We start from the raw sequence: 14,122 nt of genomic DNA, 5'->3' as shown, positions 1-14,122 counted from the left end.
CGCACAGTCAGTCGAGTTCCCTGGGGGCGTCCGTCGTGATTCTCACCGTCACACCCAATCCGGCGCTGGACGTCACCTACACCGTCCCCTCCTTCCGCCCGCACAGCAGCAACCGGGTCACCGGCGTCGCCGCCCAGGCCGGCGGCAAGGGCGTCAACGTGGCCCGGGTGCTCACCGCGCTGGGCCGCCCGGCCCGCTGCGTCCTGCCGCTCGGCGGCCCCACCGGCGAAGCGGTGCGCGCCGAACTCGCCGCCGCCGGGCTCGACCACGCCGCCGTGCCGATCGCCGGGGACACCCGCCGCACCGTCGCCGTGATCGACCCCGCCGACGCCACCATGCTCAACGAGGCCGGCCCCGAACTCGGCCCCGCCGAGTGGGACGCCCTGGTCGCCGAGACCCGGCGCCACCTCCCGCAGGCCACCGTCCTGGTCCTCTCCGGCAGCCTCCCGCCCGGCGCGCCCGCCGACGGCTACGCCCAACTGGTCACCCTGGGACGCACGTTCGACATCCCCGTGGTGCTCGACGCGGACGGCCCCGCACTGCTCGCCGCCCTGCCCGCCCGCCCCACCGTCATCAAGCCGAACGCCGCCGAACTCACCACCGCCACCGGCCTGCCCGACCCGCACGACGCCGCCCGCACCCTGCTGCGCCGCGGCGCCGAAGCCGTCCTCGCCTCGCTCGGCCCCGACGGCCTGCTCGCCGTCGACACCCACGGCGCGTGGCGCTGCGCCCCTCCCGCCCCCGTCACCGGCAACCCCACCGGCGCGGGCGACTCCACCGTCGCGGCCCTCGCCGCCGGCCTCTCCGGCAACGCCGGCTGGCCCGCGATCCTCCCCGACGCGGTGGCCCTCTCCGCCGCCACCGTCCTCCACCCCCGCGCCGGCCGCTTCGACGACGCCGCCTACCGCCGCCTCCGCCACACCCTCACCGCCGACCGCATGGGCGCGGTCTCCCCTTTCGCCTGGTGACTCCCCCGGCCCACGGCACCGCGCCCGCACCGGGGACGCCGACCGGGGACCGACGGACAACAACAACGCCCGGGCAAGGCCGCTGACCGATCGTCGGTGGACCCGGCACCACCCGGGGCGACGGGGCCGGACAGCCGGCGGCCGCCGGCGGCCGCCGTCAGCGGCACGTCATCGAGGACGGCCCGCAGCCGCCCGGGGCCGCCGTGCCCGACGACCTGCGCCGTTCCCTCGACGGACGGCCCGGCTACGCGGAGACGGAGACCAGGACCAGGAAGGCGCAGACCGCGAGGTTGATCCAGCGGTGGGTGGAGATCACGGCGACGAACTCGCGGATGGTGGCGCTGGGCCAGAAGTAGGCGGCGGTCGGGGAGCCGGCGACCTGGCCGTTGACGGACTGCTGGCGGGCCAGGATGGCGGTGCGGAAGGCGTGGAAGTTGTTGGTGACGACGAGGCAGCGGTAGTCGGGGGTGGCGGCGGCCATCAGGTCGCGGCTGAACCGGAGGTTCTCCTCGGTGGTGCGGGAGCGGTCCTCGCGGATGATCCGGTCGGCGGGGAAGCCGCGGTCGACGAGGTGGGCGGCCATCGCGTGGGACTCGGGGAGCTGTTCGTCGGGGCCCTGGCCGCCGGAGGCGATGAGCATCGGCGGCCGGCCGGTCGCGGCCTGGCGTTCGTACAGGGCGCGGGCCCGGTCGAGGCGGCTGGCGAGCAGCGGGGGGACGCGGGTGCCGCCGAGCAGGCCGGAGCCGAGGACGACGATGTAGTCGACGTCCTCACGGGGGGTCAGCCGTCCGTACAGGTAGGCGTAGCCGATGAAGCAGAGGAAGAGGAAGGACAGGTAGCAGGCGAGCAGGAAGACGGTGCGGGCGACGGTCACCAGGACCGGCGAGTCGGCCTGGGTGGCGGCGATCAGCAGGGCGACGACGGCCAGGATGCCGACGCCGCAGAGCAGCGAGAGCAGGTTGGCGAGTCGGCGGCCCTCCTTGCGGAGCATCTTGAAGCCGTTGGCGATCAGCAGGGCGGCGAGGACCAGGGTGGCGAGGGCGGGGGCGAGGACGACCGCGATCAGGACGACTTCGGCGAGGACGGAGTCGGCCTGCCCGAGGGTGACCAGCAGGGCGAACGAGAGGAAGGTGACGGCGAGTCCGAGGTACACGGCGTTGCTGAAGCGGCGCCGGTCGCGCAGCACGCCGAATCCGGCCAGCAGCAGGAACAGGATCGCGGGGGCATACAGGAGCATGGGCTCAAGCCTAGGGACCGGCGCGGCGCCGACGGCCTGACGCCCTGTGAAGCCGGAGCCGCCGGTCCGACGGCCGGTGGAACCCCCGAGTAATGTGACGGCCGGTCAGGTGCGTGCGGGCCTCACCGGCCGGCGAGGACCTTGGGCTGCGGGAAGCCCTCGGCGAGGTCCTCCGCGATCATGCGTTTGGCGATCGCGTCGGCGGCGGCCCGCAGTTCGGCGCTGCGGGGCCGGCCGCGGTCCTCCTCCAGGCGTTGGCACAGCCACTGGGACCAGGCGTCGCTGATGGTCGCGGCTTCGGCGGCGCCGGCCGCGGTGTGCGCGTAGAAGCCGTTGTGGGCCTCCAGGAAGCCTTCGTCGACCATCCGGTCGAAGACCGGCTGGAGGACCTCCGGGGGGATCCGGCGGCGGGCGGCGATCAGGTTGAGGGTGGCGTGGCCGACCAGGCGGGTGAACAGGTCGACCTGCATGACGGCCCAGGCGCCGGCCATGTCGAGGCGGGTTCCGGAGGAGTGGACGATCCGGCGGGCGGTGTCCAGGCTCGCGCCGCCGAGGAGTTTGGCGACGGCCAGTTCGAGCAGCCGGGAGGAGTCGCCGGAGGACGGCTGGGCGAAGCCCTCGCCCATGTCGGTGGAGCTGGCCCGGGCGGAGTCGCGGAGGGTGACCTGCTTGAGGAACAGCGAGATGACGAAGCCGAGCAGCGCGACCGGCACCGTCCACAGGAAGACGGTGTGCAGCGAGTCGGCGTACGCCTGGATGACGGGTTCGGCGGCGGCCGGCGGCAGGCCCTGGACGCCGTGCGGGCTCTGCGCGGCGAGGCCGATCTGTTCGGGGTTGCCGCCGCTGGCGCGGACGGCCTCGGCGATGCCGTCGGAGAGGTTGGTGCGCAGCGTGTTGGTGTAGATGGTGCCGAACACGGCGGTGCCGAAGGAGGAGCCGAGGGTGCGGAAGAAGGTGACGCCGGAGGTGGAGGTGCCGAGGTCGGCGTAGTCGACGGTGTTCTGCACGGCGATGGTGAGGACCTGCATGCACAGGCCGATGCCGGTGCCGAGCACGAACATGTACAGGCTGGCCAGCCAGGCGCTGGTGCCGGGGTTCAGCAGCGACAGCAGGTACAGGCCGGCCGCCATCACCAGCGAGCCGACGATCGGGAAGATCCGGTACTTGCCGGTCTTGGAGACCATGTTGCCGCTGAAGACGGAGGCGATCAGCAGGCCGAGCACCATCGGCAGGGTGCGAACGCCGGAGACGGTGGCCGAGTCGCCGTCCACGTACTGGAGGAAGGTCGGCAGGAAGGTCATCGCGCCGAGCATGGCGAAGCCGACGATGAAGCTGAGCACCGAGCAGACCGTGAACACGGGGTTGCGGAACAGCCGCATCGGCAGGGTGGGTTCGGCGGCGCGGGTCTCCACCCAGCAGAACAGGCCGAGCGCGACCACGCCGCCGGCGAACAGTCCGATGATGACGGGCGAGCCCCAGGCGTACTCGTTGCCGCCCCAACTCGTGGCCAGGATCAGGGCGCTGGCGCCGACCGCGACCAGCGCGATGCCCAGGTAGTCGACCACCGGGCGGGCGGCGGAGCGGACCACCGGGATGGAGCGGGCGGCGGCGATCACCACCACGACGGCGATCGGCACGTTGACGTAGAACGCCCAGCGCCACGTCAGGTGGTCGGTGAACAGTCCGCCGAGCAGCGGTCCGACCACGGTGGCGACGCCGAACACCGCGCCGATCGCGCCCTGGTACTTGCCGCGTTCGCGCAGCGGGATGACGTCCGCGATCAGTGCCATCGAGGTGACCATCAGGCCGCCCGCGCCGACGCCCTGGACGGCGCGCCAGGCGATCAGCAGGGTCATGTTGGTGGCCAGGCCGCACAGGAACGAGCCGGTGATGAAGACGATCGCGGAGACCTGGAAGACCACCTTGCGGCCGAACAGGTCGCCCATCTTGCCGACCAGCGCCGTGGTGACGGTCTCCGCCAGCAGGTAGGACGTCACCACCCAGGACATGTGCGCCGCGCCGCCGAGGTCCGCGACGATGGTGGGCAGGGCGGTGCCGACGATGGTCTGGTCGAGGGCGGCCAGCAGCATGCCGAGCATGATGGTGCCGAACACGACGTTGCGCTGCCGCCGGTCGAGGACGGGCGGGGCCGCCTGGCTGGTCTCCCTGGTGGTGGTCACCACCGTATCGTCACACTTCGCCCCGGACTGTCCGTTTCGACACCCCGCATCGAACAAGAATGCTCGTCCGATGATGCGATTGACGGTGCGACAAGAGTGAACGCCCACCGCGTTAGAGGGGCATGGACAGCACGACGACGACCGGGAACGACGCCGGACCCCCCGAGTTCCGCGCCTTCGCGGCCGCCCGCAGCCGCCACCTGGTCCGCACCGCGTACCTGCTGACCGGCGGCGACGCCCACCTCGCCGAGGACCTCGCCCAGGAGGCGCTCGGCAAGCTCTACGGCAACTGGCGGCGGATCTCCCGCATGGCGAACCCGGCCGGATACGCCCGCACCGTCCTGGTCAACACCTTCCTCAGCCACCGGCGCCGGCGCAGCAGCCGCGAACACGTCACCGACACCTTCGCCGAGACCGCCGCACCGCCCGCCGACCCCGCCCTGCGCGTCACCCTGCTCCAGGCGCTCGCCGAACTGCCCCAGCAGGACCGGGCGGTGCTCATCCTCCGCTACTGGGAGGACCTCGGCGTGGAGGAGACCGCCGCCGCGCTGCGCCTCACCCCGAGCGCCGTCCGCTCCCGCGCCTCCCGGGCCCTGAGCCGGCTGCGCACCCGCCTCGGCGGGCAGTTCGACGAGCTCGCCCGCCCCTGACGTCCCCTCACCACCGCTCCAGGAGCCAGCCGATGACCTCCGAAGAGGACTTCACCCGCGCCCTGCGGGACCACGCCGACCTCGCCCCCGACCCGCCGACCGAACTGTTCGCCCTCGCCGCCGAACGCCGCGGCCGCGCCCGGGTACGCCGCCGCCGCACCCTCGGCGCCTCCGCCCTCGCCCTGGTCGCCGCCGCCGGGTGCGCGCTGGCCCTGCTGCCCGGGCACACCCCCGCCCGCGTCCGCACCACGCCCGCCGCACCCGCCGTCGACGGCGCGTTCATGTCCACCACCCTGCGCTCGCTGCTGCCCCCGGACGGGCAGGCCACCGACGCCTCCGGCACCCCCGTCGAACTGGTGCTGCCCGGCCAGGCCCCGATGGCCTGGCTCGACTACGACGACGGCCACGGCCCCGCCCGGGTGCTGCTGAGCATCGACCGGCTGGCCGCCCCGCTCTCCGACGGCGCCCCCGCCCTGCAGTGCCCGGACGCCCTCGCCGAACCCACCACCACCTGCCGACGCGCCACCCGCCCCGACGGCTCCCGCCTGACCACCAGCACCAAGGCCCCGCGCTGGGACGGCGACGACCGCGCCTGGACGGTGACCTACGCCGCCGCCGACGGCCGGGCCGTCACCGTCCACGAGATCGCCTCCGCCACCCCGAGCCGTCCCGCCCGCGAGCAGCCCCCGCTGACGGAGGCCCAACTGCAGGCCATCGCCACCTCCGACGCCTGGCGGCCCGCCTTCGCCGCCCTGCCCGCCTCCACCGTTCCGCCCGCCGCGCCGGTGTCCGGGCCGGCCGTCCTCACCGCCCTGCGGGCCGCCCTCCCGGCGGGCGTCGCGTTCGACCCCGGCCCCGGCGTGCAGGACACCCCGGGGCGGGTGCACGGCGCCGTCACCCACGGCGGGCGCACCGGGCAACTGGTCGTCTCCGTCGAACACGGCTGGCACCGCGGCTTCCGCGACGCCCCGCCCACCGCCTTCCGCAGCCTGACGCCCGCCGAACCCACCCGGCAGACCCCCGACGGCGCCCTGTTCGCCGTCACCCGGCTCGACGTCACCGGCCCGGACGGGACCAAGGGCGTCCAGTGGACCGCGCACGCGCTGCTCGCCGACGGCACGCTCGTCACCGCCGAACTGTGGACCGACGGCGCCGGCCACCGGATCACCGCCGACCCGGCCGCACTCGACCGCGACCAGCTGACCGCCCTCGTCACCGCACCGTCCTGGGCGCGCGCCTGACCCGCCGTCACCGGGCGCGCCGGACCCGTCCGGCGCGCCCCGACCCGCGATGATGAGGCGATGGACTGCCTGTTCTGCCGCGTCGTCGCCGGCGACGTCCCGGTCGAATCCGTCTTCGCCGACGAGCACGCCGTCGCCTTCCTCGACCACCGACCGCTCTTCCCCGGCCACCTGCTGGTCGTCCCGCGCCGCCACGTCCCCACCCTCACCGACCTCACCGAGGACGAGACCGGTCCCTACTACACCCGCGTCCGCCGCCTCACCGCCGCCGTCGAACACGGCATGGACGCCGCCGGCAGCTTCGTCGCCGCCAACAACCGGATCAGCCAGTCCGTCCCCCACCTGCACACCCACATCGTCCCCCGCAACCCCAAGGACGGCCTCCGCGGCTTCTTCTGGCCCCGCACCCGCTACCGCGACGACGCGCACGCGACCGAGACCGCAGCCCGCATCCGCGCCGCCCTCTGACCCCACTCGCCCGAGCACCCCGACCGCACCGCTCCCCCAGCACGGGCCCCCGGCCCCGCCGGGGGCGGCGTTTCCGTCAGATCCCGGCCCAGGTGTCGTCGGCGGCGCCTCGGACGGTGGTGCGGAAGGCGATGGGGGTGGTGCCGGTGCGCTGGTGGAAGAACTTGGCGAAGTTGGCGGCGTCGGCGAAGCCGAGGCGGTCGGCTATGCGGGCGGCGGGGGTGTCGCTGTGGGCGAGGAGGCGTTTGGCTTCGAGGACGACGCGGCGGTCGACGAACTCCTTGGCGCCGATGCCCGCGGCGGCGAGCGTCGCGCGGGAGAGGGTGCGCGGCGAGTAGCCGAGGGCTTTCGCGTAGTCCTCGACGCGGCGGGTGCGGGTGAAGTGGTGTTCGACGGCGTGCCGGAAGCGGCGGTAGGTCTCGCCGGGTTCGGCGGTCGCGCTGCCGCAGGGCGTCGCGGGGTTGGCGAGGCGGAGGAGCAGCGCGGCGAGGAGGTGGCGGAGCAGCGCGTGGTGGATCTCGGCGGGCAGGTCCGCGCCGGAGGCGAACTCGCGGTGGAGGTGGTGGAGCGCCGCGCGCAGCGCGTCGCGGTCGGTGCCGGTGGTGTGCAGGACGGCGGCGGCGAACGGGTCGTCGAGGCGGGCGGCGGCCACGGTCGCGGGGTCGGGGAAGCCGGGTTCGAAGAGGACGAGGGTGCCGTCGGCGTCGCCGAGTTCGCCCCACTGCTGGACCTGTCCGGGCCGGACCCAGAGCCAGCTGCCGGGGTGGACGGCGTGTTCGGTGAAGTCGACGGTGTGGTGGAGGGTGCCGCGGTCGAGGGTGAGCAGGTGGTGGAAGGCGGGCCGTTGGGGCCGGTGGAAGTCGCGGCCGGTGGCGGTGGCGCGGCGGGCCCGCAGTTCGGCGAGGGTCATCACTTCGACGCCGGCGGGTCCGCCGGGCGGCGCGGCGAACGGGACCTCGGGGATCGCCGTCCCGGAGGCCGGGTTGTCGCTGCCTCGCATCGTCACCACCCACCACTCGCAGCCAGGCTACCTCCGGTGGATCTTCTGCCGGGAGGGCGGCGGTACGGTCGTCGGGGACGACGGGCGGAACGGGGTGGCGGGCATGGAGCGGCGGTTGACGTTGCACGACGTGGCGCGCGAGGCGGGGGTGAGCGCGAAGACGGTGTCGCGGGTGCTGAACGGGGAGGGGCCGGTGGCGGCGGCGACCCGGGCGCGGGTGCTGGCGGTGGTGGAGCGGGTGGGTTTCCGGCCGAACCTGTTGGCGCGCAGCATCCGGACGGGCGGCCCGGACGCGACGGTGGGGCTGGTGGTGCCGGATCTGGCGAACCCGTTCTTCGGGGCGTTGGCGGGCGGGGTGGAGGAGGCGGCGCGGGCGCGCGGTCTGACGGTGCTGCTGGGGTGTTCGGGCGGTGATCCGGCGCGCGAGGCGGAGGTGGTGGGCGCTTTCCTGGCCCGTCGGACGGCGGCGCTGCTGGTGGTGCCGGCGGCGGGCGGGGAGGCGTCGGCGCAGGCCCGTGCGGCGGGGGTGCCGCTGGTGTTCGTGGACCGTCCGGGGCCGGACGCGGACTGCGTGCTGTCCTCGAACCGGGCGGGCGCCCGGGAGGGCGTGGCGCACCTGCTGGGGCGGGGCCACCGCCGGGTGGCGTTCCTCGGCGACCTGCCGGCGGAGCTGTACACCCGCCGCGAGCGCCTGGCGGGCTACCGGGAGGCGCTGCGCGGCGCGGGGATCGGCCCGGGCGGGGAGCTGGTCGCGGATGCCCGGACGGCGGCGGACGCGGAGCGGGCGGTGCTGCGGCTGCTGGCCCTGCCGGACGCGCCGACGGCGCTGTTCGCGTCGAACGTGAACGCGGCGACGGGCGCGGTGCTGGCGCTGGGCCGGGCGGGCCGCCGCGACGTGGCGCTGCTGGCGTTCGACGACCTGCCGCTGGCGGAGGTGCTGGACCCGCCGCTGTCGGCGGTGGCGCAGGCCCCGGCGGAGCTGGGTGCGGCGGCGGCCCGGCTGGCGCTGGCCCGGCTGGACGGGGATGCCTCGCCGCCGCGCACGGAGACCGTCCCGACCCGGCTGGTGGTGCGCGGCGGGCGCCCGGCCGCGCACCCTTGACCGTCCGGCGGCGGCGGATGGAGGGTGGCCGCCACGATCGGTCACCACCCGGAGGAGCGCGGATGGCCCCGCAGTTCGGCGACTACCAGAACGAGATCTACTTCGAGGCGCTGTTCGGCGTCGCGCCGAGGTTCCCGATGACGTTCGCGGGCCTGGCGGAGCGCGCGCGGGCGGCGTTGGCCCCGGACGTGTGGTCGTACGTGGCGGGCGGTGCGGGCGACGAGCGGACGCAGCGGGCGAACGTCGCGGCGTTCGAGCGCTGGGGGCTGGTGCCGCGGATGCTGGTGGGCGCGAAGGAGCGGGACCTGCGGGTGGACCTGTTCGGCCTGGAGCTGTCGTCGCCGCTGTTCCTGGCTCCGGTGGGGGTGCTGGGGCTGTGCGCGCCGGACGGGCACGGGGATCTGGCGGCGGCCCGGGCGGCGGCCCGCACCGGGGTGCCTATGGTGGCGTCGACGCTGTCGGTGGACCCGTTGGAGCGGGTGGCGGCGGAGCTGGGCGACGCGCCCGGGTTCTTCCAGCTGTACACGCCGACGGACCGGGCGCTGGCGGAGTCGCTGGTGCACCGGGCGGAGGCGGCGGGGTTCAGGGGCGTCGTGGTGACGCTGGACACCTGGGTGACCGGCTGGCGGCCGCGCGACCTGGGCAGCGGCAGCTTCCCGCAGCTGCGCGGCCACTGTCTGGCGAACTACACCTCCGACCCGGTGTTCCGGGCCCGCCTGAAGGATCCGGACGGGGATCCGCGCGGCGCGGTGATGGACTGGGTGCAGGTCTTCGGCAACCCGCTGACCTGGGACGACCTGCCGTGGCTGCGGTCGCTGACGGATCTGCCGCTGATCCTGAAGGGCCTGTGCCACCCGGAGGACGTCCGGCGGGCGAGGGACGCGGGCGTGGACGGCGTCTACTGCTCGAACCACGGCGGCCGGCAGGCGAACGGCGGGCTGCCGGCGCTGGAGTCGCTGGCCGAGGTGGTCGCGGCGGCGGACGGCCTGCCGGTGCTGTTCGACTCGGGGGTGCGCAGCGGCGCGGACGCGGTGAAGGCGCTGGCGCTGGGTGCGACGGCGGTGGGCGTGGGCCGGCCGTACGTGTACGGGCTGGCGCTGGGCGGCGAGGCGGGGGTGGTGCACGTGCTGCGGTCGCTGCTGGCGGAGGCGGATCTGCTGATGGCGGTGGACGGCTACCCGTCGTTGGAGTCGTTGCGGGCGCCGGGGGCGCTGCGCCGCTGCTGACGTCCCGTCGGACGGCCTTATTGCAACTTACTTGCAAGAACGGACTGCATGCAGCAGAGTGGAGCCGCGGGGTCGTCCTCCGATCGTCTTCCCAACCGGCGCCCGCCGGGACACGGCGCCGGCCCCGCGCCAACGTCCTTGCCCCGCCGCGGTGTCAGACGAGCGGCAGCCGCACCACCATGGTCTTGCCGCCGCCGTCCGGGTCGGCCAGGGTCGCGGTGCCGCCGCCGGCCAGCAGCGCCGTCTCGTGCACCAGGCTCAGGCCCCAGCCGCCGCTGCCGTCCTGGTGCGGGGTCTCCCGGCGGCTCGGGCAGTGCGGGTGGCGGTCGTGCACCCGGATCGTCAACTCGTCGGGCTCGAAGTCGAGTCGGAGGGTGGTGCGGGGCGAGCGCGGGGCGGCGTGCCGGACCGTGTTGGTGACGAGTTCGCTGACCACCAGCAGCACGGCGTCGGTCAGCGGATGGTCCGCGGCCAGGCCGCGGGCGGCCAGCTCCGCGCGCACACTGCGGCGCGCCTGGGGCACGGAGGCGGGCACGGTCGGCAGGCTCAGGCTGTACCGCACGGTCAGGGTGGGGTCCGCGACAGCCATGGTCGGTCCCTTCACGACGGGGCGACCGGGCGGGAGCGGGGGCGCCGTCGTCCGGCCGCGTCGGGGCTCGGCGGCACTGCCCCGTCCGCGAGAACCGGACAGATCGCCGATAACCAGTACGGTACGGCCGAACCGCCCGAACTGCGGCGGCGGATGCTGGACAGTGGCCACAACTCGCCACCGCCGCCCGCCGGCGGCCACCGGCTTCCGACGGACCGTCAGATCACGGGCGTGACACCCGGTATCCGCTCGAACACCAGGTTGGTGCGGGTCTGCGCGACCGCCGGGTGGGTGGTCAGGTGGTCGACCACGAAGCAGCGCAGCGCCTCCGGGTCGGCGACGGCCACGTGCAGCAGGTAGTCCTCGCTGCCGGCCATGTGGAACACCGCCAGCACCCCCGGCAGGTGCGGCGCGGCGGCCCGGAAGCTGCCGTTCTGCTCGCGGGTGTGCGCCCGCAGCCGCACCGAGATCATCGCCTGCAGCGGCAGGCCGGCCGCCCGCAGGTCGACCTCCGCGTGGTAGCCGCGGATCACGCCGCGTTCGCGCAGCGCCCGCACCCGGGCCAGGCAGGTGGAGGGGGCGATCCCGACCCGTTCCGCCAGCGCGTTGTTGGCCGTCCGGGCGTCCGCCAGCAGCGCCCGGACGATCGCCCGGTCGGTCTCGTCCAGCGCCGCGGCGCGGGCCCGTGGAATGTTCGGCACGCGCCCAGCCTGGCGGTCCGTACCGAACATCCGCAAGACCGCACCCCGCCCCTGCCGAACGATCGTCCGCGGCTGTGGCCTTCTGCCGCCCGCAACTTCACCATCGTCGCCCATGAGCCGACTCGACACCCGAGCCGTGCACGCCGGCCGCGACGACCTCGCCCGCCTCGGTGCGCACGTCCCCCCGCTCGACCTGTCCACCACCTACCCGGTTCCGGACCTCGCCGCCGGCGGCGACGCCTACCAGGCGCTGGCCACCGGCGGCCGGCCGCCCGCCGAGGGCGGGCTGGTCTACCAGCGCCTGTGGAACCCGACCGTGGCCCGCTTCGAGCAGGCCCTCGCCGAACTGGAGGGCTGCGCCCAGGCGGTGGCGTTCTCCTCCGGCATGGCCGCGCTGACCGCCTGCCTGCTGGCCGCCGCCGCGGAGGGCCGCCGGCACGTCGTCGCGGTGCGCCCGCTGTACGGCGGTTCCGACCACCTGCTCGCCTCCGGCCTGCTGGGCACCGAGGTCACCTGGGCGACCCCCGGCACCCTCGCCGGCGCCGTCCGGCCCGACACCGGGCTGGTCGTGGTCGAGACCCCGGCCAATCCGACCCTCGACCTGGTCGACCTGGCCGCGGTCGCCGACGCCTGCGGCGACGCGCCGCTGCTGGTCGACAACACCTTCGCCACACCGGTGCTGCAGCGGCCGGCCGAGTTCGGGGCCGCGCTGGTGCTGCACTCGGCCACCAAGTCGATCGGCGGCCACGGCGACGTGCTGGCCGGCGCGGTCGCCTGCACCGCCGCGTGGGCGGAGCGGCTGCGCCGGGTGCGGGCCGTCACCGGCGCGATCCTGCACCCGCTGGCCGGGTACCTGCTGCACCGCGGCCTGCAGACCCTGCCGCTGCGGGTGCGCGCCGCCTCGGCGGGCGCGGCCCGGCTCGCCGACTGGCTGGCCGAGCAGCCGGAGGTGTCCGCCGTGCACTACCCCGGCCGCTCCGGCTCCCCGCTGCTCGGGCGTCAGCTCCTCGGCGGCGGCAGCACCTTGGCGTTCGAGGCGGCGGGCGGCTTCGAGCACGCCGCGGCGATCGCCGAGCGCTGCGAGCTGATCACGCACGCGGTGTCGCTCGGCGGCGTCGACACCCTGATCCAGCACCCGGCCTCGCTCACCCACCGGCCGGTCGCCGACGCCCACAAGCCCGTCCCCGCGCTGCTGCGGCTGTCCGTCGGCCTGGAGGACCCGGCCGACCTGGAGGCCGACCTCGCCAAGGCGCTCCCCTGGTAGCAGCACCCCCGACGGGGTGTCAGCCGGCACCGGGTGCGGGGGATTTCCCCCGCACCCGTTCGGTGGCCCGCCCCAGCGCGCCGGACCCCGCGGCCGAAGCATGATCGTCACCGGGGCCGCGCCCGGCGGCCCGGACAGGGAGACCCGACCATGACGGCCCACCGACGACCCATCAGCAGGCGTGGACTGCTCACCGGCACCGCGGCCCTCGCGCTCCCCGCGCTGCACCTCCCGGCCGCCGCCGCGGCCGACCGGACGGACCGGCAGGAGCGGCCCGTGGTGCAGCAGTTGACGGCCGCCGCCTACCCGCTGGACGCCACCGGCCCGGTCGGCGGCACCGCCGACCTCCGGCCGCTCGGCGAGCTGATCGGCGACTCGCTGGTGGTCGGCCTCGGCGAGGCCACCCACGGCTCGCACGAGTTCTTCACCCTCAAGCACCGGGTCTTCCGGTACCTGGTGACGGAGCGCGGCTTCACCGCCTTCGCACTGGAGGCGAGTTGGACGGCCGGCCTGGAGATCGACGAGTTCCTGCAGGGCGGCGACGGCGACGCCCGCCGGGTCGCCGACCGCGCCTTCGCCGGATCGCCGTGGCACCGCGAGGAGTTCGCCGACCTGATCGGCTGGATGCGGGACCACAACCGCCGCAACCCCGGCCGCCCCGTGCACTTCCTCGGCGCCGACCTGGGCCTGCCCGCCCTCGGCGACCGCGTCTTCCGGAAGGTCCTGGACGCCGTCCGCGCCGCCCGACCGCAGGACGAGGCCCGGATCGCCGACCTGTACGCGCCGCTGCGTCCGCTGGACGACGCCATCGGCTACCTCGGCCGGCCCCTCCCCGAACGCCGCGCGAACGCCGAACTCGCCCGCCGGGCGCTCGCCTCGGTGTCCGCCGTGGACGACGACCGGGCGGTGCAGGACGCCCGGGTGATCGCCGACACCTTCGAATTCCTCTCCATGGACCCCGGCGACCCGGCGTCGGTCTCCGCGGCCGAGCAGCTCCGCGACCGCGCGATGGCGCAGAACGTCCTGTGGTGGCAGCGGCGCACCGGCCACCGGATCCTGCTCTCCGCGCACAACGGCCATGCCGGCTACGCCTCCACCATGCCGGAGCTCTACCCGGACCCGCAGGGTGCGCAGCTGCGCCGGGCCCTCGGCGGCCGCTACACCGCGATCGGCACCACCTTCGACCGGGGCTCCTTCCTCACCACCTCCGAAGGCGCGGGCGGCGCCTGGCAGCCGGTGAGCGTGCCGCCCGCCGCGCCGGGCAGTGTCGAGCACACCCTCGACCAGGTCCGCCACCGCGACTTCTACCTCCCGCTGCGCCGGCTGCCGGCCGCCGCGCGCGGCTGGCTGGCGACCCCGCACCCGACGTACGACGCCGGCACCACGTTCACTCCGGAGCCGCTGCCGGTGCTGGCCCCGGCCGCCGCCTACGACGTGCTGGTCCACCTGCACGAGGTGACGGCGGCGCGGGAGTTGACGCCCTGACGGGCCGGGCG

13 protein-coding genes are annotated in these 14,122 nt (G+C 75.3%); 8 read left to right on the top strand and 5 right to left on the bottom strand.

Annotation, left to right across the window (positions count from 1 at the left end; genetic code table 11):
* The first annotated feature begins 35 nt into the window (after positions 1–35).
* Complete coding sequence (locus ACFV1L_RS18985; RefSeq protein ID WP_380367216.1) at positions 36–968, top strand: 1-phosphofructokinase family hexose kinase; 933 nt, start codon at positions 36–38, stop codon at positions 966–968.
* A gap of 244 nt (positions 969–1,212) precedes the next feature.
* On the opposite strand, the gene ACFV1L_RS18980 is transcribed toward ACFV1L_RS18985, so the two are convergent.
* Positions 1,213–2,205, bottom strand: coding sequence for a YdcF family protein (locus tag ACFV1L_RS18980; protein ID WP_380367214.1), 993 nt, complete (start codon positions 2,203–2,205; stop codon positions 1,213–1,215).
* Between the two features lie 122 nt (positions 2,206–2,327).
* Positions 2,328–4,385, bottom strand: a complete 2,058-nt coding sequence (locus ACFV1L_RS18975; RefSeq protein WP_380367212.1) for an MDR family MFS transporter — start codon at positions 4,383–4,385, stop codon at positions 2,328–2,330.
* Positions 4,386–4,507: 122 nt separating this feature from the next.
* Here ACFV1L_RS18975 and ACFV1L_RS18970 point away from each other — a divergent pair, with 122 nt between their 5' ends.
* From ACFV1L_RS18970 to ACFV1L_RS18960, 3 genes are read left to right on the top strand one after another with little or no spacing between them, the layout of a single operon-like run.
* Positions 4,508–5,035, top strand: a complete 528-nt coding sequence (locus ACFV1L_RS18970) for a SigE family RNA polymerase sigma factor (RefSeq protein ID WP_380367211.1) — start codon at positions 4,508–4,510, stop codon at positions 5,033–5,035.
* 32 nt (positions 5,036–5,067) lie between these two features.
* On the top strand, positions 5,068–6,276 hold the full coding sequence (locus ACFV1L_RS18965; RefSeq protein WP_380367209.1) for a hypothetical protein: 1,209 nt from the start codon (positions 5,068–5,070) through the stop codon (positions 6,274–6,276).
* 60 nt (positions 6,277–6,336) lie between these two features.
* Positions 6,337–6,744, top strand: coding sequence for an HIT family protein (locus ACFV1L_RS18960; protein WP_380367208.1), 408 nt, complete (start codon positions 6,337–6,339; stop codon positions 6,742–6,744).
* A gap of 76 nt (positions 6,745–6,820) precedes the next feature.
* On the opposite strand, the gene ACFV1L_RS18955 is transcribed toward ACFV1L_RS18960, so the two are convergent.
* Positions 6,821–7,744, bottom strand: coding sequence for a helix-turn-helix domain-containing protein (locus tag ACFV1L_RS18955; protein ID WP_380367207.1), 924 nt, complete (start codon positions 7,742–7,744; stop codon positions 6,821–6,823).
* A 103-nt stretch (positions 7,745–7,847) separates the two neighbouring features.
* Here ACFV1L_RS18955 and ACFV1L_RS18950 point away from each other — a divergent pair, with 103 nt between their 5' ends.
* The gene (locus tag ACFV1L_RS18950; RefSeq protein WP_380367306.1) at positions 7,848–8,846 is read left to right on the top strand and encodes a LacI family DNA-binding transcriptional regulator; all 999 of its coding nucleotides are present in this window, start codon (positions 7,848–7,850) and stop codon (positions 8,844–8,846) included.
* Between the two features lie 62 nt (positions 8,847–8,908).
* Positions 8,909–10,072 (top strand): alpha-hydroxy-acid oxidizing protein, encoded by a 1,164-nt coding sequence (locus tag ACFV1L_RS18945; protein ID WP_380367205.1) that lies wholly within the window; start codon positions 8,909–8,911, stop codon positions 10,070–10,072.
* A gap of 154 nt (positions 10,073–10,226) precedes the next feature.
* On the opposite strand, the gene ACFV1L_RS18940 is transcribed toward ACFV1L_RS18945, so the two are convergent.
* Positions 10,227–10,661, bottom strand: coding sequence for an ATP-binding protein (locus ACFV1L_RS18940; protein WP_380367203.1), 435 nt, complete (start codon positions 10,659–10,661; stop codon positions 10,227–10,229).
* Between the two features lie 218 nt (positions 10,662–10,879).
* Positions 10,880–11,362: an Lrp/AsnC family transcriptional regulator gene (locus tag ACFV1L_RS18935; protein WP_380367201.1), complete on the bottom strand. Its 483-nt coding sequence runs from the start codon at positions 11,360–11,362 to the stop codon at positions 10,880–10,882.
* A 112-nt stretch (positions 11,363–11,474) separates the two neighbouring features.
* On the opposite strand from ACFV1L_RS18935, the gene ACFV1L_RS18930 reads away from it, so the two are divergent.
* Complete coding sequence (locus tag ACFV1L_RS18930) at positions 11,475–12,626, top strand: trans-sulfuration enzyme family protein (RefSeq protein WP_380367200.1); 1,152 nt, start codon at positions 11,475–11,477, stop codon at positions 12,624–12,626.
* 150 nt (positions 12,627–12,776) lie between these two features.
* The gene (locus ACFV1L_RS18925; protein ID WP_380367199.1) at positions 12,777–14,111 is read left to right on the top strand and encodes an erythromycin esterase family protein; all 1,335 of its coding nucleotides are present in this window, start codon (positions 12,777–12,779) and stop codon (positions 14,109–14,111) included.
* Positions 14,112–14,122: the final 11 nt, after the last annotated feature.

This window comes from Kitasatospora sp. NPDC059646 (assembly GCF_042734615.1).
Classification (GTDB): domain Bacteria; phylum Actinomycetota; class Actinomycetes; order Streptomycetales; family Streptomycetaceae; genus Kitasatospora.
Note: the sequence above shows the minus strand (reverse complement) of the source record. Positions and strands in the feature narration are given on the sequence as shown.